The sequence below is a fragment of the Aliarcobacter cibarius genome (genome assembly GCF_013372265.1).
In the GTDB taxonomy this organism is placed as follows: domain Bacteria; phylum Campylobacterota; class Campylobacteria; order Campylobacterales; family Arcobacteraceae; genus Aliarcobacter; species Aliarcobacter cibarius.
The window spans coordinates 1,938,271-1,962,769 of record NZ_CP054051.1 but is presented as its reverse complement, the minus strand read 5'-3'; the positions used below and the strand labels follow the sequence as shown (position 1 = coordinate 1,962,769).

Genomic DNA, 24,499 nt, shown 5'->3' with positions numbered 1-24,499 from the left:
TTATTCATCAATTGTCGTTGATGTTTTTTGTTTTTTCTCTTGTTTTGTTTTCTCTCTATTTTCTTTGAAGTTTAGATAGAACTCTATTTCACTTGGAGTTAATATTTTAATAGTATTCGTACTTCCAGGAATTCCAACAGGGTATCCAACAGTGCAAATATATAAACCATTTTTATTTAATAACTCTCTTTTTTCTAAGCTTCTTAACATTTTTTGAATCATTTTAGATGCTTGAGCTTCTTTTACTGTTGTAATTGGTTGTACTCCCCAAAGAGCAGTTAATGAAGTTAATGTTTCTCTATCATGAGCAAATGTAAATAGAGGAGTTTTTGGTCTATATCTAGACATTTTTCTAGCAGAATTTCCACTACTTGTAAGAGATAAAATACCATCTGCACCTAAATCATCAGCTAGTTTTGTTACTGTTGCTTGAATTACATCAAACTCATCTAAATATGTAAAGTTATATCTTTTATCATGATTATAAATTTTTTCAGTTTGACTGATAATGTTGTTCATTGTTTCAACAACATTTGTTGGATTATCTCCTACGGCACTTTCTTCAGAAAGCATTACAATGTCTGTACCATCTAAAACAGCATTTGCAACGTCAGAAATTTCAGCTCTTGTTGCTCTTTCATTTTGTGTCATTGATAAAAGCATTTGAGTAGCAGTAATTACAGGAATACCTTTTGCATTTGATTTACGAATTAGCATTTTTTGGATTGTAGGAACATCATAATATGGAACTTCAATTCCTAAGTCTCCACGTGCAACCATGATTCCATCACTTACTTCAATAATTTCATCAATATTTGAAACAGCATCAAATTTTTCAATTTTTGCAATTAGCTTACCTTTGTAATCACCTAATAGTGCTCTTGCTCTTCTCATATCTTTTGCATTTTGAACAAATGAAATAGCAAAATAGTCAACTCTATTTTTTACACCCCATGCAATATCAGCTTCATCTTTTTTTGTAATAACTTCAATATCAATAATTGTATTTGGAAAATTAACTCCTTTTCTTGAACTTAATGTTCCATTATTTTCGATTTCCGCTATAACTTTTGGAGTTGTTTCTATAACTTTTGCTCTTATTATTCCATCATATAAATAAATATATTCATCAATTTTTATTTTTTCTAAAATATATGGATAATTTATAGATACTACATACTCTTTAGGTCCTTTTTTATATCCAACAATCTCTTCTTTTTCAAAAGTTACAGTGTCACCAGCTTCTAATAAAAAAGGTTCTTTTAACTCACCAACTCTTATTTTTGGTCCTGAAATGTCTTGTAAGATTCCTACGATTTTTTTCTTATTTTGCATAGCTTGTCTAATATTATCTAGAGTTTCTTGATGGTATTCATGGCTACCGTGTGAAAAATTTAATCTAAACATATTTGCACCAGCATCAATTAACTTCTCTATCATTTCTAAACTATTACTTGCAGGTCCTAGTGTTGCTAAAATTTTTGTTTTTTTATCCATAAAAAGTCTCCTATTTTTGATGTTTAATTATAGCTAATAATAGTTTCTATTTAGTTACAGCGAAACATTTATACAACATTAAAATATTTAAATTTTAATCAAATTTCTTAAAATCTTCATTTTTAGTTTTATCTTTTTTACTATTTTTGAATTTCCACATATTAATGAAATACTTAATATTAAAAAAGCTCAAAATTAAAGCAATTAGAAAAATAATAATATAGATAAATATCATAGTTATTTCCATAATTTTCCTTTTATTTTGTATAATGTTTCTCATGAAAACATTTATCTTAACTAACATAAACAAATTAATTTTACTATTTTTTACTTTGATTGTTCTTTTTTTTGCTAGTTCATTTACGGTTGATGAAAGTGCAAAAAAAATGGTTGATGAATCATTTAAACAGGCAATTATTGTATTTGGTAGTGCAAAAGCTTTAAATGGTGTGATATCACTAGCACAAGGAACAGAGATAAATTTACCTTTTATTGTAGTTGCTATTGGGCAAATATTAGATCCTATAAATGATCTAGTTGAACAATTTTCCCTTATAATGCTTGCTAGTTTAGTGTCATTAGGTATTCAAAAGATTTTATTGAATTTTGTGACAAATGAGATATTTAACTATATATTATTTACTTTCATTATTATTTTTAATATTTGGCTTTTCAAACGATTTAGAAATGATGGAAAATTAAGATCTATTTTTTTTAAAACAACTTTTATTCTTATTTTTTTAAGATTTTCTATTCCTATGATAAGTTATGTGAATGATTTTACATATAACTATTTTGTAAAACCGCAATACAATATTGAACATTTAAATGAAAATATTTTAAAAGTGACAGATAATGTAAGTAAAATAAATCAAGATACAATTGAACAAAAGCAAGATGAGAGTTCTTTCTTTGGAAAAATAGTGGAGAAATTTGATTTAAAATTTTATGAAAAAAAAGTTGATGAGTATAAAAATGCAGTTGATAATTCAAGTGAATATATTATAGATTTGATTATAGTTTTTATATTTCAAACTATTTTATTACCAATTGTTTTTATATATATTCTGTATGTTTTAATAAAAAAAATGTTTTATAATTCTTGATAAAACATTTTATACAATTATTTCACTATGGATATGTTAGAATCACAAAAATAATTAAAAGGTTTATTATGAGAGTATTTAATTTAAAGGTTATATTAACAAGTGCTATTGTTGCATCTATGCTTACTGGTTGTGCTTCAAGTATGAATACAGGAAATCAAACATTTGATAATAATCAAAATGCAATCATTGGAACAACAGTTGGAGCAATTGCAGGAGTTGTTTTAGGAAATAATATTGGTGGTGGAAGTAAGAGTCGAAATAAAGTAATTGGAGGATTAGCAGGTGCTGCTATTGGAGGGGCTGTTGGATATAGTTTGGATAAACAAGCAAAAGAAGTTGCTCAAAGTTTAAATACAGATGTAAACAATAATCCAAATGCACAAATGGATCCAAATCAAGACTTAATAGTTTCAAATACAGATAAATATGTAAAAATAATGTTCAGAGATGATATGATGTTTGAAGTAAATTCTGCTAACCCTACATATAGTGCTAGTCAAAAGATTTCAAAATTAAATACAGTTCTAAAAAATTATCCAAATACATTAGTTCAAGTTGTTGGTCATACTGATAATTCTGGAAAACATGCTTATAATCAAAAGTTATCTGAACAAAGAGCTAGCAATGTAGGAAATATAATTTATTCAAATGGTGTATCTAATCAGATATTTTCAAGAGGTTGTTCTTTTGATAAACCAATAGTTGCAAATAGTTCAAAAGAGAATATGGCATTAAATAGAAGAGTTGAGGTATATTTATATCCAAATCAAGAATCAGTTATTGATGTTTGTAAATAAGGATTTGCTAAAATCTTAAAATGATAAGATTTAGTGAATATTTTAATTCTTGGCTTTATGGAAAAGACGGCTATTATACAAATTATAAGAATATAGGTAAAGAAGGAGATTTCTTTACCTCTGTTAGTGTGACTCCATTTTTTGGAGGAGCAATTGCTAAAAAAATAATTTCAAGTATAGAAAGTGACTTTTTAAATAAAACTACTACAATTCTGGAAATTGGTGCTGAAAAAGGCTATTTAATAGCTGATATCATCCAGTTTATTTATACTTTAAAACCTGAACTTTTAGAAACTCTAAATTTTGCAATTTTAGAAAAGTATGAGAATTTAAGGGAAATTCAAAAAAAATATCTTTTTGACTCTTTTGGAAGTTTTATAAAATTTCAACATTATGATGATTTAGAAAATATTAAATTAGATAATGCTTTTATAATTTCAAATGAAATTTTTGATTCTTTTTCTTGTGATTTAGTATTTACAAAAGATAATATTTTAAATCAAGTTTTTGTAGATAATCATGAAATAAAATTTCTACCTTGTAAAAATAATAAAGTGTTGGAACATTGTAAAAAATATAGTATAGAAAAAGGTGAGATATCTTTAGAATATTTAGAATTTGTAACAAAACTTTGTAAAAATATAAATAAATTTGAATTTATAGCATTTGATTATGGAGAAAAAAATATAAGAAATGATTTTAGTCTTAGAATTTATAAGGGACACAAAGTTTATCCATTTTTTGAAAAAAATCTAGAACTAAAATCTTTTTATAAAAATTCAGATATTACTTATGATGTTCATTTTGGATATTTAATAGATTGTTTTAAACAAAATAATATTCATAACATTGAATTAAAAACTCAACTAAAAACACTTATTGATTTTGGTATTTTGGATTTGTTGGAAATATTAAAAGCAAATGTTGATGAAAAAAGTTATCAAAAAGAGCTACAAAAAGTAAAAATTTTACTCCAACCAAATCAATTAGCAGAAAGATTTAAATGCTTAAGCATAAGAAAATAGCTCAAAAAGTATAATCTAAATTAATTATAAAGTAAAAATTAAAGGATTTTTGTGAGAATTATTGTAAATGGTGAAAATATAGAGTTTAAAGATGGCTCAACACTTTTAGAAATTATAAGAGAACTTAAAATAGAAGATAAAGTAATGGCGTGTGCAGTTAATATGGATATAGTTAAAAAAGATATCTGGAGTACTTATAAACCAAAAGAAAATGATGTTTTAGAGCTTTTAAATTTTGTTGGTGGTGGATAAATATGAGTAGAGAAAAAGGAAATATTGCTGAGAAAATCGCAGTTTCCTTTTTAGAAAAAAGAAATTTCACTATTATAGAAACAAATTTCTATGCAAAAAAACTTGGTGAAATTGATATCATCGCAGAAAAAGGATAGATTTATCATTTTTGTGAAGTTAAATCAGGGATAGATTATGAAGCTGCAATATTAAATCTAACATCTAAGAAATTATCTAAAATAAAAAAAAGTGTAGAATATTACCTTCAAACAAAAAATCTTAATTCATCTTTTTGTATTGATGCTATAATAATTAATAATAATGAAATAGAATTGATTAAGAATATAACTATATAAAAAAACTAAGGGTGAAGGTCGCAGAAACACCCTTAGTGACATTTTGTATACTTATTTTTGTAGTACAGAAGAATTATAATTTATATTAATAGCAAAAAACTAGCATTTTGTTAAAATTTTTATAATTATTTTATTTAATTTGATTAATACCACTTTTTTGGTACCATTTTCAATTATTTATGGAGAATTTATTGTACGAAAAAGAGTTAGAAATTATAAAAAAATCAAACCGTTTTAGAAGTAGGGTTGTTTTTGATCAAAATTTATTGGATCTTGCCTCTAATGATTATTTAGGTTTAGCACAAAATAAGAAATTATTTAAAAAAGCCTACAAAAGAGTTTTAAAAAATCATTATTTTTCTCCAAAAGCCTCTATGCTAGTTAATGGCTATTCTAAAATACATCAAAAATTTGAAAAATTACTTTGTAAAGTAAATGGCTTTGAAAAAGGTGTTATTGTTGGAAGTGGATTTTTAGCAAATATCTCCATGATTGAAGCTTTAGTTAGAAAAGGTGATACTCTTTTTATTGATGAAGATTACCATGCAAGTGGGATTTTGGCTTCAAAACTGTTAGATTCTAAACAAGTTATAACTTTTTTACATAATGATGAAAAAGATTTAGAAAAGAAATTAAAGGATAGCTCATCTAAAGGCAGAAAAGTTATTGCTATAGAGGGAGTATATTCTATGAGTGGAAATCTTGCAAAAAAAGAGATTTTTGAATTAGCAAAAAAATATGATTCTCTTTTGATTGTTGATGAAGCTCATAGCTCTGGAGTTATTGGTGAAAATGTTTTGGGTATTTTTGATTATTATAAAATTAAAATAGAAAAAAATCATATAAAAATGGGTACTTTAGGTAAAGCTTATGGCTCTTATGGTGCTTATATTTTAGGAAGCAAATCTATAATAGAATTTTTACAAAATAGAGCAAAACCAATTATTTATTCTACTGCTCCAAGCCTATTTGATACAGCTTTAGGTTATGAAAGCTTAAAATATATTATACGTAACAAAAAGGTTTTAAGGCAAAAAATTAAACAAAATTTAAGTATAATCCAAAGCTATTTAGGAATAAACTCAAGATCACTTATTATTCCAATACTAGTGGATGATAATAAAAAAGTTTTAGAGATACAAAATATCTTAAAAAATAAAGGCTTCTTAGTTGGTGCTATACGACAACCAACGGTTAAAAAGGCTATTATTCGACTTATCGCAAAGATAGATATTGAACATGATGAGTTAAAGAAAGCTTGTAATTTGATAAAGGATTTAAATGCAAATAAATGATTTAGTGAAGGGTAATAAAAAATTTAGAGAAGCTAGATTTTCTAAATATGAAACAGATTTAAAGCAACTATCTAAAGATGGTCAAAATCCAGATATTTTATTTATTGGTTGCAGTGATAGTAGAGTTACTCCAGAACTTGTTCTTGATACAAAGCCAGGAGATATGTTTACATTAAGAAATGTTGGTAATTTTGTTCCTCCTTATAATCCTGATAATGATTACCATGGAAGTAGTGCAGTTATTGAATACGCAGTTTGCGTTTTAGGTGTGAAACATATTATTGTTTGTGGTCACTCTCACTGTGGAGCTTGTAAAAGTTTATATCAAGATTTAGGAGATTCTCCTGATTTAATTAACATCAAAAAGTGGTTAGAACTTGGGAAAAAAGCAAAAGAATATACACTTTTAGCTACTGTTGATAAAGAGAATAAAGAACAACTATATAGAACGACAGAAAAAGTATCTATTGTTTATCAAATGGAAAATCTTTTAACATTTCCTTATATCGTACAAAAAATAAAAAATAAAGAACTTCAAATTCATGGTTGGTATTATAAAATTGAAGATGGTACTATAGAATATTATGATGGAACAGATTGTACATTTAAACCACTAGAAGAGTATAGAAGTAATGCACAACAATGAAGTAAGGAAATTACCTAAAAGAACTATAGTAATTATATCTGTTATTTGCGTTATTGCTTTTTTTATATTTTTGTTTTTACAATTTTTGAAAGAGCAAAAAATTACTGAAATTTTATCATCTTTAGGACATAAAGATATATCAAATGTTAAAGTTGTAAATAAATTAAATGTTGAAGATATTCAAACAAAGATGAAAAGTAGTGTATATAAAGTAGTTTTTTATGATAATGATTTAAAGCAGACTTGTATGGGATTTTTACATCATGAAAGAGATAATACTTACACAAAAGATTTAGATTGTAAATAAGAGGAAATGATGACTTTAATAGAGAAATTGAAAAATAATATAAGATTAAACTATGAAGATGGTGTAAAATTATTTGATTTAGATGTTATAACTTTAGGAATTTATGCAAATATGATTAGAGAGAAAAGGCATCAACGAAAAACATATTTTAATATAAATAGACATATAAATCCTACAAATATCTGTAAAGATGTTTGTCAATTTTGTGCATATAGTGCTAGTAGAAAAAATCCAAATCAATATACTTTAAGTCATGATGAAATTTTAGAAACGGTTAGAAATTCTTCAAAAAATGGAATAAAAGAAGTACACATTGTATCAGCTCATAATCCTAACACTGGATTAGAGTGGTATATGGATATTTTTAGAAAAATAAAAAAAGAGTTTCCGAATCTTCATATAAAAGCTTTAACCGCAGCAGAGATTCATTTTTTGAGTTCAGAGTACAATTTAACTTACGAAGATATTATAAATACAATGATTGAAAGTGGTGTTGATTCAATGCCAGGTGGTGGTGCTGAAATTTTTGATGAAAAAGTAAGAAAAAGAATCTGTGGAGGAAAAGTTAGTTCTGAACAGTGGTTAGAAATTCATAAACTTTGGCATCAAAGAGGTAAAAAAAGTAATGCAACAATGCTTTTTGGACATATTGAAAGTAGAGAAAATAGAGTAGACCATATTTTAAGGCTTAGAGATTTACAAGACTTAACAGGTGGTTTTAATGCTTTTATACCTTTAGTATTTCAGACTGAAAATAACTATCTAAAAGTTAAAGAGCCAGTTACAGCTAATGAAATTTTAAAAACTTATGCAATTTCAAGAATTTTATTAGATAATATTCCAAATATTAAAGCATATTGGGCTACTTCAACTGTTAAATTAGCATTGATTGCTCAAGAATTTGGAGCAAATGATGTTGATGGAACTATTGAAAAAGAGTCTATTCAAAGTGCAGCAGGAGCAAATAGTAGATATGGTGTTGCACGTGATGAATTTGTAGGGCTTATAAAAAATTCTGGATTTATACCTGTAGAAAGAGATAGTATTTACAATGAATTAAAAGTTTGGTAATTTTACCAAACTAGTTTTTTAAAAATCTTTTCATTTTTTTGAGGTTTTGCATTTCTGAACTTGTGTATTCTTTATGCGACTTCAAAAAATTTAAATTCTTATAGAAAAGCTCTTCTAATCTTTTTAAGTCTTCTAACTCTAAATTAAAATCTTCAATTTTTGAATCCACTAAATAATTCTTGCACCAAACAACTAAAGCATCTGCTTTTTCAAAAGAATCAAGCGAATCAATGTAATTTAATTCGCTTAAAGCTTTTATAGACCAGTCTCTTCTTTCCATGCGTCTATTAATCCTTGAGTAACTTTCATAACTTGATTAACCGCATTTATATTATCGTCTATTCCTGCAGCAAACAGAGTTTCTATTTGATATAAATATAACCCATCTAAATAATAAGCAACTTCTCCACCATCAAAATCTAGAACATTTCTTAACTCATCAAAAATAGCAATAGCCTTATTTATATATGTGAATTTTTGTTCAATATTATTGTCATTCATTGCACTTTTAACAAAAGATAAATATTTAATAACACCTTCATACAGTTTCAAAACTAAAATATAAGGATCATCTGAAACCGCTATTTGTTGATTGTAAGCATCAATGCTCATAAATTTCTCCTACTAATAAATTGTAATCTATTGTATAATAACTTTCTTAAATAAAAAATGAAATTAATTACTTTTACGAATTACTTGCTGTTGATTGTTGAATCAACATTTTTAAACCTGAAAACGATGCTTCCATTTGATTTATAATAGCTCCGTATGAAGCAAATTGAAGTGACATTTGTTCATATCTTGAATCTATAGTTTTCTCAGCAGTTTCTTTATCTTTTTTCAAAGTATTTTCTCTTGAAAGCATATTTAAATCATAATCTAACAAACTTTTTTTAATTCCAGAAATAGAGATAGTTTCATCTAAAATAGTAGCAATCCCAGGTTTTTCTGCAACACCAACAAATAAATTTTGTAAACTTTGTTTATCTGTTTTAGCTGCTTTTTCAAATTCTTGAGAATTAAACTTTAAATCACCATTTGTTTCATTAAAAGAGAACCCATAACTAAATATTGTAGTTTCACCGTTTCCTGTACCGAAAAGTGTGTTTTTGAGTTTAGACATAATATCTCTTAATGCACTTTTATCAGATATACTTGAATTCGCACTATAAAGTTCTTTGTCTATAGTTGCATTTAATTCATTATAGGCTTTTGCAAAACTTTCCATTTGTTTTGTTAATTGAGAATTATCTTCTTCAATATTAATAGTAGATTCTCCAATTTTTGTTGCAGAAATTTTTAGACCATCTACTGTCATATTATTTGAAGAACTTTGATAGTCTACACCATCAACTTTCATTTTCATATCTTGTGCTTTTAGAACATTATCAAATAATAAAGTACTTCCTGTCACAACTATTTTATTAGTTTCTCCTGTATTATCACTTTTTATAGATAATCTAAATCCAGTACTTCCTATGTCAGATAAGGAAGCTATTACTCCAGGTACTTGTTTATTTATTTCAGTAACTAATTCATCATAAGATAAATTTGTAGTGTCGAAATCTTTACCATTTATAGTCAAAATACCTTGATTTATTTTTTGATCTTTTAAATTAATATTAATAGGATCTCCACTTGTTTGCCAAACATCTTTTTGTGCAAGTTGTGTAACATTAACTGTTGTAAATCCAGTTTTTAATGCATTTAAATCTTCAGCATCAAACATTACAGCATCACCAGATGTTGTAGCTGATTTACTATTAAAAGCATGTGTTCCAGTTGTTTGATTCAAACTGAAAACTTTCACAGCAGCCAAAAGTTCATCAACTTTTGTTCCAATATTAGTCATAACTTCTCTTTCAGAAGTAAACTTTTCAAGTTTTGTTTCAATTGGAGTTAGAGTAGCTTTTTTTTCTGCAGTTTTTAATTTATCTATTAGGTCATTGTTTAGTGAAGATGCTTGTCCTGATCCTAATCCTAAAATTCCATTTGCCATTTTATTCTCCTAATATTAAATTATCTTCTCATACCCAAAATTGTTTGAATCATTTCATTAACTGCCGTTATTATTTGGGCATTAGCAGTAAATGCAGCTTGAAATTTCATTAGATTCAACATTTCATCATCTTTATCAACTTTTACAAGATTATTATAAGATGTTTCCAAAGATTTATAAATCGCTTCTTGTGTATCTTTTAAAAAATCATTACTTTCTTTATCAGCTGAAACTGTTATTCTTAAATCTCTAAAATAGTCATTTAATGATGCTTGATTAGAACTAGGGTTAGCTTGACCTTTACCATCAAAATTCAAATCTTTTTTCCATTGGATTGTTGCTAAATAATCAAGTTCTTCTTGTTTTAATTCATTCACTGCTTTTGAATTAAATTGTAAACTTTTTACATTAGTTCCTGAAAATAAACCTATTGAAGTAATACTTCCTAAGTTTTCATCAGTAGCTGCTTCTCCATAAATATATTTTCCTTCTGAAACCTTTATATATTTATCAGAAATATCAGAAAGCGTCATGGAAAAAGAGTCTAATCTATTTAAATATTGTTGATATTTATTGTTTTGCGAACTAGTACTCAGATTATCAATTTGAGCTTTCATAATTCCACTATTTAGATTAATTTCTCTCTCGTATATAGCAATTGTAACATCTGATTGAGCTGTTCTACTCTCTTGCTCATTTTTATACACAGATTCTCTTTTTTCAACAACTGGTGGACTGGCATTATCTCTTTTTTCAATACTAAATCTAGCATCAAATTTATTTTCGATACCAGGTAAATTTGATTCTATTCTTAAAAAGTTATCTTGTGCATTGTTTGTAATTTTTTTACCATCAGAATCTATAGAATAATCACCATTATACGCAGTTACAATTTCTTTTAGATTCGCATCACTGTTTATTAGATGAGTCATAACTCTAGTTAAATTATTTTCATCTACTGTAACATTTTGAAGACCATTTCCATCTCCTAAATCAGCTTGAATAGTACTTCCAATAGTTGCTGAGATAGAGTATTGATTATTTAGTTTAAATGTAACTATATCATTGTTATCTAAACTTTTTGGGGTTAAATCACTATTATATTTTAAAGAATCATAAATTTTAAGAGTGCTACCAGTTGTTGAATATTCAATATGATTGAATTTATCTACTTGACTCGTTTTTATTTCAAGAGCATTTATCTCTTGAACATTTGTATTGTTACTAATAACAGTTTGATCACCTATTTTTAATTCATAAAAATTTTTATCTCTGTTGACTTTTATATCAACATACTGAGAAAGTTCTAATTCAAGTAAGTCTCTTTTGTCAAGCAAATCATTTGTTGCAGTATTAAATTTTTGGATTTTTTCATTTACTTTTGCTATATCATTTAAGATACCATTTACTCTTTCAATATTAGTATTAAATTCTGTATTTTCATATTTTTGTTGATCTTCTATTGTTGTATATTTATTTTTCAAAGAATCAACTAAAATTTCCCCATTTCTTTTTAATTCACTTTTGTAAATTTCAGAACTAGGATTTGTTCTCAAGTTTTCTAATGATTGATAGTATCTATTTAATTCCGCAGAAAATCCACTCTCTTCAGTCTCTTTAAATACTGATTCAACACTTCCTATTAGATTTGATATTTTTGTAAAGTAGTTATCTTTAGAGTTTTCACTAATCATTTTGTCGTACATGTACTGTGATGTAACTCTTATTACACCATCAAAATATACACCACGACCAGTCATAAGACCGTTTACTTGACCAATTTCACTAAGATCGACCACTCTTTTTTTGTAACCAGGAGTATTTTCATTCGCTTGGTTATTTCCAATATTATCAATCGCATATCTAGAAGCATTAAGCCCCGTATGTGAAACACTTAATGTACCTAGCATTCTAACTCCTTTTCATAATATACAAAATTATATTATTACATTTCTTAATATTAGATTAAAATGGCCATATCGCTCTTAGCAATCTTGTACCCCATGGAGTATCCAAAATATCAGCTTCTGTTCCATCTTTTTCATATAAAATTTTTAAATCAGCCATTTGAGAGGAATTTATAGAATTATCCGAAGTAATATCGTAGGGTCTTATTATTCCACTTATTATAATAGTTTGTTTTTGTTCGTCTAGTAAAACTTCTTTTTTACCTTTTATAAAATAGTTACCATTTTGATAAGTCTCTTCAATAATAGCAGAAATTGTAGTTTGGAATTTCTCTGTTACTTGAGTTTTTACTTTACCTTTGTCTGATGTTGAACTAGCAGTATTGAAATTTACTCCCAAGCTTTTATTAAGTTTATTTGTGGCACTTGACATTGCGTCACCAAGTATCGCTCCTTCAGTAGTACCAAATACTCCTCCACCTAAATTGTTTTCTCTGTCACTAGTTAATTCTCTTTTACTATCTGTTTTAGAAGTCAAATCTTCATTTATTACTATTTGAATAATATCACCTAGCTGTAAATCTTTTTTATCTGCGAATAAAGAAGTTCCTTGTACTGAATATAAAGAGCCTTTATTCTTTCTTGCTTCGGGTTGTTTTTTAGGAGTTTGAACTTCTGGCTTCTCAAATTCTAAAGTAGGTTTAGATAAAGATGTACACGAAGTAAAAATAAATGCTAATAAAATTATAAATATACTATTTTTCATATAATCTACTTTTTAAAATAAAATTTATATCAACAGCAATTACTGTTTCATTAAGAGTTTTTTTAACCATTGCCATTGCTCCATATCGAACGAATAAAGCTTCCAAATTTGAATTTGCTTCACAAACAATTACGATTTTATTATCGATAATTTTAATAGTTCTTATATGCTCTTGTCCAACTAATTCAACAGCTTTTTCTACTTCAGATAAAATTGCTTTTTCGATATCTAATTTATTTTCAGAATCTTTAGATTCTTCTAATTTTAAAATTTCTTGATTCTCTTTTGTAAGTTTTATTTCTTCTTGATTTTGTTGATATTTTGAATAGAAAAAATAAGCTCCTGCTGCTAAAAAAATAGCAATAACAACTATTTTTAATAGTTTTAAGTTTTTATTTCTTTTAACAGCTACTATCATTATTTAATTACAAATGTTGTAAATAATACTGTTTTAACACTATCTTTTCCAAACTTTTTCTCAGCAGGAACATTATTTAAAACACCATTTATATCATTTACTAACTCATCTTTTAAAAGATTTTTTCCACCAACTGTTAATAATTCTTCAGAGCTTCTAGCACTAATTTGAGAGATTACAACATCTATAATTTCAGCTTTATACTCTTCAACAATTGCAGCAATTGTAGGTTCGGTACTTTTTATAGAGAAAGATAACTTCATAAGTTTTTCTTTTCCTCTTGAATCTGTAAGATTTAAAACAAGTTCATTTATATCTGCTTTAAAGCTCCCAGCTTCTCCAGCAGGAGATGAAGTTGTTTGTTCTACAGGAGCTTGATTTTGATTGTTACTTAAATTTGAAGTGTGATTATATAAAAAATAAAAACCTCCAGCAACTGCAATGATTAAAACAAAAATTAGTGCAATGAGGACTATCATTAATCCTTTTCCACTACCACCTTGATTTTTTACTTCAACATTATCATCTGCCATATCTATCCCTTTATTTATTCTTATTTTTATAATCTTCTAACAAGTGTGTAACAATAGAAGAGTGCGAAATATCCATAAATTTCAATATCTGTGTTACGTTATTTTCTTTTAATCTTAAGATTATAGCAAAAACATCATCAATTTTACCCTCGCTAATCATATTGTCAAAAATTTGTGCTGCATTCTTTGGTTTCATTCCATTATAAATTTTTGCTACTTTACTATCAACTTCTAGTTTAATCTCTTTTAAAATTTGTTCATTTTTATCATGTAGAGTTTTTATATCTTTTTTTTCTTTTTCAATTTGAGTTAGAATGTCTTCTAGTTCTTTTTTATTTTCTTGATATTCTTTCTCTTTTTCTTCATAAAAAGTGTTTAACTCTTTTTTTAATTCCATTACTTCAAGCTTTTGTCTAGTTAAAGAGCTACTTGTTTCTTGAGCATTAAGAAAAGTAAATATAAAAATATTAAATATAAAAATTAATTTAAGCACAAAATTTCCTCATTTTCTTATATATTTACTTTGGATAAATTCCTCAGTTGTTTCTTGTTCAAGTTTTAATTGTGCAGCTTTTGCTTCTATTCTTTGCTCTTCTAAAATGTATTTAAACTGTTCAGATTGTTTTTGAAGTTCAATTATCTCTTCAACTATTTTTTTCAGTTCTTCATTTAATTTCGCTTTTTCTGATTCCAATTTTGCAATATGAAGTTTCATTGTATCTTTATGCATTGTTAATATCATAAAATCAGCAATAGCACCATTTTTTTGTACAGTTGCACTTGAAATACTATTTTTAGTAAGTAAAATTTCTGCATCAATTTGATCTATTCTAGAATCAATTTGTGATTTTTGAATAAGCATTTGATCTGTTTGATTTTTTTTAAGATTGTATAATTTGTTTATCAAAATTATTCACCAAAAGTTAAGATGTTATTCCACAAATCAATTGTATATGTTCCAATGTGTTCTCCAACCCAAGGGAGTGTAATTAAGATAAATATAGAAACGATTATCATTTTTGGAACGAAGCTTAAAGATGCATCATTTACTTGAGTTACTGCTGAAAATATAGATATCACAAGTCCTATAATCATACTTACTATAAGTGATGGTAATCCTAAAATTAAGATTATTTTTACAGTGCTTTGAGCGATACCAATTAAATCCATATTAATCTTTTATTTTTATTGTAATTTCTAAAGTTTTGTTATTCAAAATTTTAGAGAAAAGTTTTGCCAAATCATCTACATTTGAACTGCTTATATTTACAACATCACTATTATTATTTAAAACTTCAACATTGTTATTTTGAATAGGTTTTTCAAAAGAATTTTGTTGTGCAGATTGTTCTAAATTTAAGGCATCAAGTAAATCTTTTTCATTAATTAAATCAAGTTCAGAAAAATCATCATTTGCCATTTCAACTCCTTTTGGTTCATCTTTTATTATTTCTTCATCAAATACTTTTGCTTCTTGAATTTTATTTAAAAGATTATTTAATTCAAGTTCTTTTGTAATATCTAGATTTTCAGTTTCAGCTTCTTTTTTATTATTTTTTTCTTCATTTAAAATCATATCAAGAAAATCTACATCCTCAAAAGATTCTTCGACGTTACTCTCAAAATTACCCTCAAAATCATTTTGTGAACTATCATCTATATCCATAAGGCTTTTAAGTAGTTCTTCATCATCTAAAGCACTACTAGTATCATTTACGATAGTATTATCATCATAATCAAATGATATATTATTTAATCCAAAATTGTTATTAAAATCAATATTGCTAGTATCATAACTATTTATTTTGTCATCATCTACAAAAAGATTTTCAAGTTCTGCTATACTACTATCTATATCTTTTTTTGTTGTATCTTCTTGATTTTTTACTAATAATTTTGATAGTTCATCGTCAAGAATAGTTTCACTATCTTCAATATTTTCTTTTGTTTCATTATTGTTTAAATTTATATTGAAATTATCATCATCGAGTATAATTTCTTGTTTGAAGTTTTCTGTAGTTGAATCTTCTTCTAAATTATTATTTAACTCTTCAATTGCTTTTTCTTGTTCATATTTTTTTAAAATATATTTTGGGATTTCTTCTAAAGAATCAACTGATAAATCAGCAATTCCACTATTTAGTAAGAATTCTTCTTCAATTGCGTCTTTTGGAGTAAGAAACTTTACTTTCTTTGCAAACGAATTCTTTTTAATTATTTTTGAGTCATCGATTAAAAAAATCTCTTTTGGATTTGCAGCTATTATTTCTTTTAGGGCTGTAAGACTTTCAATCTCTTTTATGAGATTATTTGCACCTAATTTTAATTTAATATTTGAATCAATTAAAGTTTTATGAATTTCTTTTTTAAAGTCTGGTGTTCCATATATATAAATATTCAATATTCTTGCCCTGCAAATATAGTTTACTAGCATTGATTATACCTTTTTTTATTAAAATTTTGATAAAATCTATATATTCTATTTTTGGAGATAAATATTGAGATATTTTTTTATAGTGATGTTTTTTGTTTCAAGTCTCTTTTCTCAAACTATCAAAGATATTTCAAATGTAATAGGAATAAGAGATAATCAATTAATAGGCTATGGATTAATAGTTGGACTTGCAGGAACTGGTGATAAATCAAAATTTACAATGCAAAGTTTACAAAATCTTCTTAGAAATTCATATATAAAAATTCCAGCAGGTGCTATAAATTCAAAAAATATTGCAGCAGTAATGGTTACTGCTGATTTACCTGCTTTTTCAAGGCAAGGTGATAAAATAAAAGTAAAAGTTTCAACAATCGGCGATGCAAAATCTATAGATAATGGTGAACTTTTAATAACTCAGTTAAAAGGTGTAGATGGAAATGTCTATGCTCTTGCTCAAGGTACAATTATTGCAAATGAAGCTAATAAAACAACAGGATTTATTTATGATGGAGCAACTGTTGAAAATGAGATAGAATATGACTTCCAAAATGAAAAATCTATCCAGTTAAGTTTATTAAAAAGTTCTGCTACAAATGCTGATTTGATTGAAACAAAAATAAATGAAAAATTTGGTAAAAAATTAGCAACTGCAATTGATACAAGAACTATCGAAGTTGAAAAACCTACTAATATGTCAATTGTAAAGTTTATTGCTATGGTTCAAAATATAGAACTTGATTCAACATTCAAGAAAAAATTAATTATTGATATAAATAGAGAATCTGTTATAACTGGAGGAGATGTTGTAATAGATCCAGTTACAATTGCAAGAGGAAGTTTTACTATAAGAATTAGTAAAACACCTTTAAATCCAGAAGAGTGGGATGACATGAGAAAAAATCCTGGGATGAATATTGGTGATGATGTAAAAATAGCAGACAAAGCAATTGTAAATATAGATAATGCGATGATAAATACAAAAGCAAATCCAACAGTTTCTGATTTAGTAAGATCGATGAAAGTTATGAAACTTCCAATGAGTGAAATTATTGATACCTTGAAACTTATAAAAGAGATGGGTGCAATGGATGTTGATATAGAAGTAAGAGGGTAAATATGGCTGAATTCTTAAGTCAAGATGAAATAGATGCTCTTTTAGATATTGCTGAGCAAGGAGAGGACTTTGATGGTACAAGTCCTCTAGATAAAGTAGTATCTAAAGAGAAGAATTACTCTATATATGACTTTAAAAAACCAAATAGAATTACGCCTGATCAATTAAAAGCATTTTCAACTATGCATGATAAGATGTTAAGAGATTTTATAAATGAATTATCTTCAATGCTTAGAAAGCTAGTAGATGTGAAGCTTACTTCAATAGAACAGATGACTTATGGAGAGTTTTTACTCTCTATTCCTCAAGTTACATCTTTAAATACTTTATCTTTTAAGCCACTTGATGGAAGATTGGTTGTTGAGTGTAATCCTGGAATTTCTCATAAAATTATTGCTGATTTACTTGGAAGTGGAGCTGTAAATACTTCTGATAATATAGATAGGGAACTAACAGAAATTGAAGTTGAGATATTGGAGCATTTTTATAAAATGTTTATCAAAATCATGCATAAAACTTGGGGTGAAGTTACAAGTTTAAATTTTAAAATAGAATCAAAAGATACAAATGCAAATGCTATACAGATAGTTTCAGATCATGAGGTTGTTCTTCTTGTGGTTTTAGAGATAATTATAGATGAAGATTCAGGATTTTTCTCTATTTGTTATCCAGTTTCATATTTTGAATCTCTATTAGATAAAGTTGTGGAGAAGGTATTTACAGAAAATAGTAGTAGAAAATCTAGCAGAAAAAGAGATATAAAAACTTTGATTGCTGGTGCTAAAATGGAAGTAGAGGCTATTATGGCAGAAACTGAGCTTAGTGCAAGAGATATTTTAAATTTAAAAGAAAATGATGTAATAGTTTTTTCAAAGAATGCCACATCCTCATCTTCTACAATTTATATAAATAAAAAAGAGAAGTTTTCTGCTGTTTGTGGACTTTCAAATAATAGAAAAGCTATTCAGATAAAAGCAAATCTTGATAGAGAGAAACAAGAAACTTTAGATAACTTAAGAGCTATGAGAGAAGAAAGAGAAGAAAGGGCAAGGGAACAAGCTGAAAATATTAGAAGACTTCTAGCTAAAAAAGTTTAATTTAAATATCCAAATTTAATAAAAAATCTATTCATTACCTAGATAATTTTTAACATTTATTAATATAAAAAAAAGGTTGAGCCGAAGCCCAACCTTGTAGAAAAAAAGTTTTATACTCTAAAAAAATTAGAATGTATAAGCAACTTGGATTCTTCCTCTATTTTGATCCATAACTTTATCACCAGAATCATACTCTTTTTCTGTATATGTACCATATCTTAAGTATGTACTTAAGTTTTTAGACATTTTGTAAGTTAATTGACCATAAACTTCTTCAGCTTTGATATCTTGAATTAAAACTGCTTTATTTGTATCTTTTGATTTTAAGTTACCATAATTTAAAGTAAAGTTTAGGTTATCTAAAATATCAGCACCTAAAGCAGCTTGCCAGAATTTAGCATCAGCTACACCGTTAGATGTAATTGCCCATCCAAGAGAAGTATTTTTAGCATCTTGATCAAGTGCAGTTAAACCACCATCTTTACCAGTTTGTGTATAAGCAAGTCTAGCATTAACGATAGAGAATTTACCATCTGCAGCAAGTCTAAACATAGAGTTACTATCTTCTAATCCACTTAAAGGACTTCTGTTATTGTTAGATAAATCTAAAGTAACATATCTAGCTTCTAAACCAATTTTTGCATCTTCTGCTAAATCAAGTTTCCCTGTAGCTGCTAATGTAAATGTATCAAAACTTTCTTGGTGACCTAAATACCAAGCTTCAAGTTTAACGAAATCTAAATCACCTTGAACAGTAGCAACATAAATGTCATCTCCACCATTTAAAATACCAGCATTTAAACCTTGAGTACCATTAATTTCAGTTGCATTATTTACATTTGAGTTATTGAAATAACCTGCTCCAAAAGTTACAGGATTAATAGTTGTAAGTGCTAAGATACCAGTTCCAGTTTGCTCATTTCCATTAATATCAACAGCAACTGTATATGGAGTAGTTAAACCCATTTTACCAATATTGATAACTGTATTAGGAACAGCTGTTAAACCAAAGTATGCATTTGATAAAGAAACGTCAGCTTGTCCATCAGCACCCTCTTTGTTGTCAGAGTTATTTTCTTTACCTGAATTTAAAGAAACAAATCCTCCATTAGTTTGAGAACCAACTATAAATCTTGAATTAAATTTAACATAATCATTTACTTTTGAAGATAAATTAAAACCGATTTTATATTTGTTAGATTCACTATTGTCTCTATCAGATGTTACAACACCATTTGATGTTTTTTCTTTATTATGAAAGTTGTCATATCTGTAAACTACTGATCCAGATACTTCTACATCTTTGATTGCTTGCTCTAAAGGTTGAGCATTAGCTGTACTAAATCCAGCTACAGCAACAGCAGCAACTAAACTAATTTTTGAGATTTTTCTCATGTGTTTTCTCCTAAAATTTCGAAATTTTAATCGATTAACCAAAATGTATAATTATTTGGTCCACCGTTGCAGGCATTTTATATGAGTTAAAATTAAACTTTTCTTAATCTTTGTTATTTTTAGTTAATTTTCTGTTAATTTAAGCCCAATTTTAAATTAAAAGTAAACAATGCTATTTTATTGTTAGTATATGGAGAAAAATTATTTTTTTGAAAGATTTATAAATGAGTAAAAATTTACTCATTTAATGGTTTATTTATAGCTTTTTCATAGTATTTATTTAAATCAAATAGTCCATATTCAAGTGAATTTTGATGTTTAAACTCTTTATTAAAATAATCATAAGATTCCCAAAAATTTGGATTTGCTCTATTTACAGTATATTTTAAAAATTTGTTATTATATGTATCATTATTTTCATAATTTTGAATTAAATCAAAGAAATCATATAAATCATCTTGATTTACATTTATAAATATATTTGGATAAGAACCAATAAATCCTTCTATAAAGTCAATATCATCTTTTGTAGGATCTAGCCTTGATTCTTCATCAAACATTAAAGCTACATTTTTATGCCATCTATTTACTATTAAAGAGTAAATCAAACTCTCTTTATTATTTAAAATAATTCTAATAAAAGCCACATTTGCTCCTCTTCCTACAAAATGTTGTATAACTTTTGATACATTTGGTGTAGAAAGAGATCTTAATGTTTCTTGTATTTCATATTTTGAATTGTAAGAAACTTTAAGAGGAAGTGGTGTGTAATTTTTTTCTACAAAATTTATAGGATCTTTTTTTGTATCTGTATATTCTAAAAGATCTTCTACAAATTCAAACTTGTAATCTTTTGTTTTAAATTTTATTCCTGTTTCATTAGAACTTGGAGTATAAGTAGTAAGATATTTTGCAAGCCAACCTAAATACCATGAGTTGAAGTAATCAATTCTACTTTTTTGAGGCAGAAATTCTAAAAAATTACTCTCTCCTTCGACTCTTAATCTATCCATATGAGTTCTTACTAATAATTGATGAGCAGTATTTCCAAATACATCAAATCCTGCTACAAGAGAGTAATATATTCTTTCTAATAAAGGATAATCTATAACCCAAAGAGTTTTTGGAATATTTCCTAAAGCACCTTTATGAAGTGATGCTGAATCAAAGTGTCTATAAACAGTAAGAATAGAATCATTATTTGAACTATCTCTTAAATAATTTAATTTTAAACCATCTTTATAATACTTTTTATATAAAGCAGCTCTATTCTCTTGATAAGTTTTAGTCTCTTTCTCTTTTCCTAGATTTTTAAAAGTTTGAAATAAACTAGGGTCTTCTCCCAATTGATTTGGTATTTTTAGATTTTCAAAATTATTTTTTAAAAAATTCTTATCAATTACACTCAAATCGTATTTTGGATCCATAAATGCAACCCAAAAATGATCTTGAATTACATTTAAAGCAATTTGACCTCTACAAACAGGACCTTTAATAAAAGTATTTATAAAGAAATATATATCTTTTAACATAAATTCATAACGACTAACTGCTGGAATTTGTTTGAATACTTCAATAGCATTTGGACTAGTTTTTTCATCATAATTAATAAGATATGGTTCTTCATCCCAAGTTCGTTTGATGAATATATCATTGTAAAATTTTAATTTTTCTTCATCAAATTTATAAACCATGTGAGTTTTATGAACAATTGTTGAATTTACTTTTTGAAGTCTATAATAAAATGGTTCTTCGATTTTGTCGTAAGGAAATCTTGTAGCTATTATTTTTGGTGATTTCCCAGGAGGTGTACTTGAACGAATAAGTTCATAAAAATTATTACTTGTTTCATCAAAATATACATGTGCTAAGAATAGATGTTCATATATATATCTTGCTGTAACTTTGTGTTTTATTCCTTGATTATTTAAAAAATCTTCAAACTTTTCTATTTTATCTTTTTCAAAATCTGGAATTTTCAAATTTTTTGTATCATCTTTTGCTCCAAAATCAAGCCAAGTCATGAGAGTATTGTATTCTTGATTACTAATTCCTGGAAAACCATATGGCATAGCTTTATGAGGATTTTTATAAAAATAATCTTCAAGTTCAGTTTTGTTTTTTACACAAGTTAATTTTTCAGTTTCAGGAGAGTATTTCCCAGTAATTTCTGGATTTAATTCTTTTTGAAATAAGTACTGCATCATAATTGATTCATTAGAATCTTCATCTTTATCTATAACAGAAGTAAAATTTTTTGATCTCCAATCTTTTGTAGATAATGCATCTATAAAAAGTCTTGTAGGTTCAGTTGCACTTAATCTTTGAGCGTAAACTTCATTTTTTGAGCTACCTCTATCAAGTCCTTCAAATGAATCTAATTTTAGTTGGCAAGGTGAATTATAGCAAGAGTGACAAGATACACAACGATTGTCAAGTATTGGTTTTATATCTTTTGAAAATGATATAGGTTTTTCAATTTTCTCATATTCTACTTCATCTAGCTCTTTATTTGAACAAGCAGTAAATAAAAGAGTAAACAGTAAAATTATTAAAAGATGAAGTTTCATAATAGCCCCTAAGTATATTTTGTAATTATTATATTAAAACTTTATTTTTAAAGTGCTTTTTGCTAAAATCCAAAACTAAAATAAAAGGAAAAATATGCAACATTTAATACGAACTTCTGATTTTACAAAAGAGGAAATTTTAGATATTTTTAATGATGCTAGAGGTTTTTTAGATTTTAAACCTTGTGATATTTTAAAAGGTAAAATTATTGTAACTTTATTTTTTGAAAACTCTACAAGAACTAGAAGCTCATTTGAAATTGCTGCAAAAAGGCTGGGAGCTGAAGTTGTAAATCTTGATGTTGGTACATCTTCAACAAAAAAAGGTGAAACGATGTACGACACGGTTGCAAATATAAATGCTATGAAACCAGATGCTATTATTATTAGACATAGTGAGTGTGGATTACCTGAAAGTTTAATAGGATATGTTGATTGTCCAATAATAAATGCTGGTGATGGTAGACATTCTCATCCTACTCAAGCTTTATTAGATTTATTTACTATTTATGAATATTTTGGTGGGAAAACTGAAGGTAAAAAAATAGCTATTGTTGGAGATGTTAGAAATTCTAGAGTTGCTGGAAGTAACAGAAGATTATTACCTAGATTTGGAATAGATGTAAATTTAGTTGCACCAGATTGTTTTAAATATGAAGGTAATGAATTTAAACAATTTAGTACAATCGATGAAGTAATTGATGATATGGATATTGTAATGAGTTTAAGAAGTCAGTTAGAAAGACATAACATTACGTATTTCGAATCTTTACAAGAGTATGCAAGAGATTTTTGTATAACTTCTGATTTAATGGACAGAAAAGAGTTTTTACTTTTACATCCAGGACCTGTAAATAGAAATATTGATATTACTGATGATGTTTTAAAACACCCTAGATGTAAAGTATTAGAGCAAGTTACAAATGGTGTTGCTATTAGAGCGGCTATCTTAAAAAAATTAATACTTAGATAAATTGGACAATATAAAAGAATTATTAAACAAATATGGCTCTTTAAAAGAGCCTTTTTTGTTTTTACTATCTTACGACTTAAAAAACTTTCATATAAAAAAACTAAATAATCTTGATGAAGATATAAAATATGAAATAAATAGTTTTGGAAATAAATTTAAAAAAGAGTATTTCTTAAATAAATTTCCAATATCATTTTTTGAATATAAAAATATGTTTGAAAAAATACAAGAAGAGATAAGAAGTGGAAATAGCTATCTTTTAAATTTAACTACACAAACAAAAATAGAGACAAATCTTAATCTAGATGAAATTTATGAATATTCTAATGGTTTATTAAAATTAAGAGTTAAAATGAATGATTTAGATTTTGTCTGTTTTTCTCCTGAGAAATTTGTAGAAATTAATGATAATAAAATATATACATACCCTATGAAGGGTACTATTGATTCATCTATTGAAAATGCAAAAGAAGTTTTATTGAATTGTTCAAAAGAAAAAGCTGAGCATACAATGATTGTTGATTTACTAAGAAATGATTTAGGAAGAGTTGCAAAAAATATAAAAGTAGAAAAATTTAGATTTTTTGAAAAAATAGAGTTAAAAAATAGAGGACTTTATCAAACAAGTTCAAAAATAAGTGGAGTATTAAAAGAAGATTGGAAAAATAATTTAGGAGATATATTTTTAGATCTTCTTCCTGCTGGTTCTATTACAGGAACACCTAAAAAATCAACGGTTGATATTTTAAAAAAAATTGAAAATTATGATAGAGGTTTTTATACAGGAATTTTTGGAATTTTTGATGGAGAAAATCTTCAAAGTTTTGTTTTAATAAGATTTATTGAAAATATTAAAAATGAACTTTTTTATAAGAGTGGGGGTGGAATTACTATTGATAGTGATGAAAAACTTGAATATGAAGAACTTATAAATAAAGTTTATTTACCATTTTAAAGAG

At 26.5% G+C, this 24,499-nt stretch carries 27 protein-coding genes and 1 pseudogene; 13 read left to right on the top strand and 15 right to left on the bottom strand.

Translation table 11 applies throughout. The annotated features are described in order from the left end of the window. Both pyk and ACBT_RS09885 read right to left on the bottom strand, forming a co-directional pair. Entirely contained in the window at positions 1–1,497 is a 1,497-nt protein-coding gene (gene pyk, locus ACBT_RS09890; RefSeq protein WP_024774589.1) for a pyruvate kinase, read from the bottom strand. Positions 1,498–1,591: 94 nt separating this feature from the next. Beyond that, the gene (locus ACBT_RS09885) at positions 1,592–1,744 is read right to left on the bottom strand and encodes a hypothetical protein (protein WP_169729040.1); all 153 of its coding nucleotides are present in this window, start codon (positions 1,742–1,744) and stop codon (positions 1,592–1,594) included. Between the two features lie 31 nt (positions 1,745–1,775). Here ACBT_RS09885 and ACBT_RS09880 point away from each other — a divergent pair, with 31 nt between their 5' ends. The 9 genes and pseudogenes from ACBT_RS09880 to mqnE all read left to right on the top strand — a co-directional run bounded on the left by ACBT_RS09880 (position 1,776) and on the right by mqnE (position 8,334). After that, the gene (locus tag ACBT_RS09880; RefSeq protein ID WP_024774590.1) at positions 1,776–2,603 is read left to right on the top strand and encodes a hypothetical protein; all 828 of its coding nucleotides are present in this window, start codon (positions 1,776–1,778) and stop codon (positions 2,601–2,603) included. A gap of 68 nt (positions 2,604–2,671) precedes the next feature. Then, positions 2,672–3,403, top strand: coding sequence for an OmpA family protein (locus ACBT_RS09875; RefSeq protein WP_024774591.1), 732 nt, complete (start codon positions 2,672–2,674; stop codon positions 3,401–3,403). Positions 3,404–3,423: 20 nt separating this feature from the next. Beyond that, entirely contained in the window at positions 3,424–4,428 is a 1,005-nt protein-coding gene (locus tag ACBT_RS09870) for an SAM-dependent methyltransferase (RefSeq protein ID WP_051429935.1), read from the top strand. Positions 4,429–4,479: 51 nt separating this feature from the next. Next, positions 4,480–4,680, top strand: a complete 201-nt coding sequence (gene thiS / locus ACBT_RS09865) for a sulfur carrier protein ThiS (RefSeq protein WP_024774593.1) — start codon at positions 4,480–4,482, stop codon at positions 4,678–4,680. A 2-nt stretch (positions 4,681–4,682) separates the two neighbouring features. Next, positions 4,683–5,015 (top strand): annotated as a pseudogene (locus ACBT_RS11840) (YraN family protein). Between the two features lie 191 nt (positions 5,016–5,206). Next, positions 5,207–6,310: an aminotransferase class I/II-fold pyridoxal phosphate-dependent enzyme gene (locus ACBT_RS09855; RefSeq protein WP_024774594.1), complete on the top strand. Its 1,104-nt coding sequence runs from the start codon at positions 5,207–5,209 to the stop codon at positions 6,308–6,310. Continuing rightward, a complete protein-coding gene (locus tag ACBT_RS09850; RefSeq protein WP_024774595.1) occupies positions 6,297–6,956 on the top strand; it encodes a carbonic anhydrase in 660 nt (219 codons plus the stop codon). The genes ACBT_RS09855 and ACBT_RS09850 overlap by 14 nt, the downstream gene beginning before the upstream one ends. After that, on the top strand, positions 6,943–7,263 hold the full coding sequence (locus ACBT_RS09845; protein ID WP_024774596.1) for a hypothetical protein: 321 nt from the start codon (positions 6,943–6,945) through the stop codon (positions 7,261–7,263). The genes ACBT_RS09850 and ACBT_RS09845 overlap by 14 nt, the downstream gene beginning before the upstream one ends. A gap of 9 nt (positions 7,264–7,272) precedes the next feature. Continuing rightward, positions 7,273–8,334 (top strand): aminofutalosine synthase MqnE, encoded by a 1,062-nt coding sequence (gene mqnE, locus ACBT_RS09840; RefSeq protein ID WP_024774597.1) that lies wholly within the window; start codon positions 7,273–7,275, stop codon positions 8,332–8,334. Between the two features lie 10 nt (positions 8,335–8,344). On the opposite strand, the gene ACBT_RS09835 is transcribed toward mqnE, so the two are convergent. The 11 genes from ACBT_RS09835 to ACBT_RS09785 form a co-directional block, all read right to left on the bottom strand. Continuing rightward, positions 8,345–8,614 (bottom strand): hypothetical protein, encoded by a 270-nt coding sequence (locus ACBT_RS09835; RefSeq protein WP_024774598.1) that lies wholly within the window; start codon positions 8,612–8,614, stop codon positions 8,345–8,347. Further along, on the bottom strand, positions 8,590–8,946 hold the full coding sequence (fliS, locus tag ACBT_RS09830; RefSeq protein WP_024774599.1) for a flagellar export chaperone FliS: 357 nt from the start codon (positions 8,944–8,946) through the stop codon (positions 8,590–8,592). The genes ACBT_RS09835 and fliS overlap by 25 nt, the downstream gene beginning before the upstream one ends. A 73-nt stretch (positions 8,947–9,019) precedes the next feature. Continuing rightward, positions 9,020–10,333, bottom strand: a complete 1,314-nt coding sequence (gene fliD / locus ACBT_RS09825) for a flagellar filament capping protein FliD (protein ID WP_024774600.1) — start codon at positions 10,331–10,333, stop codon at positions 9,020–9,022. Between the two features lie 20 nt (positions 10,334–10,353). Further along, complete coding sequence (locus ACBT_RS09820) at positions 10,354–12,243, bottom strand: FlgK family flagellar hook-associated protein (RefSeq protein WP_024774601.1); 1,890 nt, start codon at positions 12,241–12,243, stop codon at positions 10,354–10,356. A 55-nt stretch (positions 12,244–12,298) separates the two neighbouring features. Then, positions 12,299–13,006 (bottom strand): flagellar basal body L-ring protein FlgH, encoded by a 708-nt coding sequence (locus tag ACBT_RS09815; RefSeq protein ID WP_024774602.1) that lies wholly within the window; start codon positions 13,004–13,006, stop codon positions 12,299–12,301. After that, positions 12,996–13,424 (bottom strand): hypothetical protein, encoded by a 429-nt coding sequence (locus ACBT_RS09810; protein ID WP_024774603.1) that lies wholly within the window; start codon positions 13,422–13,424, stop codon positions 12,996–12,998. Before ACBT_RS09810 ends, ACBT_RS09815 begins: the two co-directional genes overlap by 11 nt. Then, complete coding sequence (locus tag ACBT_RS09805) at positions 13,424–13,957, bottom strand: flagellar basal body-associated FliL family protein (protein WP_024774604.1); 534 nt, start codon at positions 13,955–13,957, stop codon at positions 13,424–13,426. Before ACBT_RS09805 ends, ACBT_RS09810 begins: the two co-directional genes overlap by 1 nt. Before the next feature lie 10 nt (positions 13,958–13,967). Then, positions 13,968–14,450: a MotE family protein gene (locus ACBT_RS09800; RefSeq protein ID WP_051429936.1), complete on the bottom strand. Its 483-nt coding sequence runs from the start codon at positions 14,448–14,450 to the stop codon at positions 13,968–13,970. A 9-nt stretch (positions 14,451–14,459) separates the two neighbouring features. Beyond that, positions 14,460–14,864: a hypothetical protein gene (locus ACBT_RS09795; RefSeq protein ID WP_024774605.1), complete on the bottom strand. Its 405-nt coding sequence runs from the start codon at positions 14,862–14,864 to the stop codon at positions 14,460–14,462. A gap of 2 nt (positions 14,865–14,866) precedes the next feature. Next, the gene (locus ACBT_RS09790; protein ID WP_024774606.1) at positions 14,867–15,127 is read right to left on the bottom strand and encodes a flagellar biosynthetic protein FliQ; all 261 of its coding nucleotides are present in this window, start codon (positions 15,125–15,127) and stop codon (positions 14,867–14,869) included. Position 15,128: 1 nt separating this feature from the next. Continuing rightward, positions 15,129–16,391, bottom strand: coding sequence for a hypothetical protein (locus tag ACBT_RS09785; RefSeq protein ID WP_024774607.1), 1,263 nt, complete (start codon positions 16,389–16,391; stop codon positions 15,129–15,131). A gap of 64 nt (positions 16,392–16,455) precedes the next feature. Here ACBT_RS09785 and ACBT_RS09780 point away from each other — a divergent pair, with 64 nt between their 5' ends. Together ACBT_RS09780 and fliM are read left to right on the top strand one after the other, a co-directional pair. Then, a complete protein-coding gene (locus ACBT_RS09780; protein WP_024774608.1) occupies positions 16,456–17,505 on the top strand; it encodes a flagellar basal body P-ring protein FlgI in 1,050 nt (349 codons plus the stop codon). Positions 17,506–17,507: 2 nt separating this feature from the next. Beyond that, on the top strand, positions 17,508–18,602 hold the full coding sequence (gene fliM / locus ACBT_RS09775) for a flagellar motor switch protein FliM (protein ID WP_024774609.1): 1,095 nt from the start codon (positions 17,508–17,510) through the stop codon (positions 18,600–18,602). Between the two features lie 126 nt (positions 18,603–18,728). On the opposite strand, the gene ACBT_RS09770 is transcribed toward fliM, so the two are convergent. Then, a complete protein-coding gene (locus ACBT_RS09770) occupies positions 18,729–19,997 on the bottom strand; it encodes a major outer membrane protein (RefSeq protein WP_024774610.1) in 1,269 nt (422 codons plus the stop codon). Between the two features lie 236 nt (positions 19,998–20,233). Next, a complete protein-coding gene (locus tag ACBT_RS09765; RefSeq protein ID WP_024774611.1) occupies positions 20,234–22,567 on the bottom strand; it encodes a fatty acid cis/trans isomerase in 2,334 nt (777 codons plus the stop codon). 94 nt (positions 22,568–22,661) lie between these two features. On the opposite strand from ACBT_RS09765, the gene ACBT_RS09760 reads away from it, so the two are divergent. Both ACBT_RS09760 and ACBT_RS09755 read left to right on the top strand, forming a co-directional pair. Then, entirely contained in the window at positions 22,662–23,540 is an 879-nt protein-coding gene (locus tag ACBT_RS09760) for an aspartate carbamoyltransferase catalytic subunit (RefSeq protein WP_024774612.1), read from the top strand. A gap of 1 nt (position 23,541) precedes the next feature. After that, positions 23,542–24,495 carry an aminodeoxychorismate synthase component I gene (locus ACBT_RS09755; RefSeq protein WP_024774613.1) on the top strand — a complete coding sequence of 318 codons (954 nt, stop codon included), beginning with the start codon at positions 23,542–23,544 and terminating at the stop codon, positions 24,493–24,495. Positions 24,496–24,499 lie beyond the last annotated feature (4 nt).

Excerpts from the sequence above, each read along its gene's own strand:
- pyk (WP_024774589.1), bottom strand. The coding sequence starts at position 1,497 with ATGGATAAAAAAACAAAAATTTTAGCAACACTAGGACCTGCAAGTAAT.
- ACBT_RS09885 (WP_169729040.1), bottom strand. The coding sequence starts at position 1,744 with ATGGAAATAACTATGATATTTATCTATATTATTATTTTTCTAATTGCT.
- ACBT_RS09880 (WP_024774590.1), top strand. The coding sequence starts at position 1,776 with ATGAAAACATTTATCTTAACTAACATAAACAAATTAATTTTACTATTT.
- ACBT_RS09875 (WP_024774591.1), top strand. The coding sequence starts at position 2,672 with ATGAGAGTATTTAATTTAAAGGTTATATTAACAAGTGCTATTGTTGCA.
- ACBT_RS09870 (WP_051429935.1), top strand. The coding sequence starts at position 3,424 with ATGATAAGATTTAGTGAATATTTTAATTCTTGGCTTTATGGAAAAGAC.
- ACBT_RS09850 (WP_024774595.1), top strand. The coding sequence starts at position 6,297 with ATGCAAATAAATGATTTAGTGAAGGGTAATAAAAAATTTAGAGAAGCT.
- ACBT_RS09845 (WP_024774596.1), top strand. The coding sequence starts at position 6,943 with ATGCACAACAATGAAGTAAGGAAATTACCTAAAAGAACTATAGTAATT.
- mqnE (WP_024774597.1), top strand. The coding sequence starts at position 7,273 with ATGACTTTAATAGAGAAATTGAAAAATAATATAAGATTAAACTATGAA.
- ACBT_RS09835 (WP_024774598.1), bottom strand. The coding sequence starts at position 8,614 with ATGGAAAGAAGAGACTGGTCTATAAAAGCTTTAAGCGAATTAAATTAC.
- fliS (WP_024774599.1), bottom strand. The coding sequence starts at position 8,946 with ATGAGCATTGATGCTTACAATCAACAAATAGCGGTTTCAGATGATCCT.
- fliD (WP_024774600.1), bottom strand. The coding sequence starts at position 10,333 with ATGGCAAATGGAATTTTAGGATTAGGATCAGGACAAGCATCTTCACTA.
- ACBT_RS09820 (WP_024774601.1), bottom strand. The coding sequence starts at position 12,243 with ATGCTAGGTACATTAAGTGTTTCACATACGGGGCTTAATGCTTCTAGA.
- ACBT_RS09815 (WP_024774602.1), bottom strand. The coding sequence starts at position 13,006 with ATGAAAAATAGTATATTTATAATTTTATTAGCATTTATTTTTACTTCG.
- ACBT_RS09810 (WP_024774603.1), bottom strand. The coding sequence starts at position 13,424 with ATGATAGTAGCTGTTAAAAGAAATAAAAACTTAAAACTATTAAAAATA.
- ACBT_RS09805 (WP_024774604.1), bottom strand. The coding sequence starts at position 13,957 with ATGGCAGATGATAATGTTGAAGTAAAAAATCAAGGTGGTAGTGGAAAA.
- ACBT_RS09790 (WP_024774606.1), bottom strand. The coding sequence starts at position 15,127 with ATGGATTTAATTGGTATCGCTCAAAGCACTGTAAAAATAATCTTAATT.
- ACBT_RS09785 (WP_024774607.1), bottom strand. The coding sequence starts at position 16,391 with ATGCTAGTAAACTATATTTGCAGGGCAAGAATATTGAATATTTATATA.
- fliM (WP_024774609.1), top strand. The coding sequence starts at position 17,508 with ATGGCTGAATTCTTAAGTCAAGATGAAATAGATGCTCTTTTAGATATT.
- ACBT_RS09770 (WP_024774610.1), bottom strand. The coding sequence starts at position 19,997 with ATGAGAAAAATCTCAAAAATTAGTTTAGTTGCTGCTGTTGCTGTAGCT.
- ACBT_RS09765 (WP_024774611.1), bottom strand. The coding sequence starts at position 22,567 with ATGAAACTTCATCTTTTAATAATTTTACTGTTTACTCTTTTATTTACT.
- ACBT_RS09760 (WP_024774612.1), top strand. The coding sequence starts at position 22,662 with ATGCAACATTTAATACGAACTTCTGATTTTACAAAAGAGGAAATTTTA.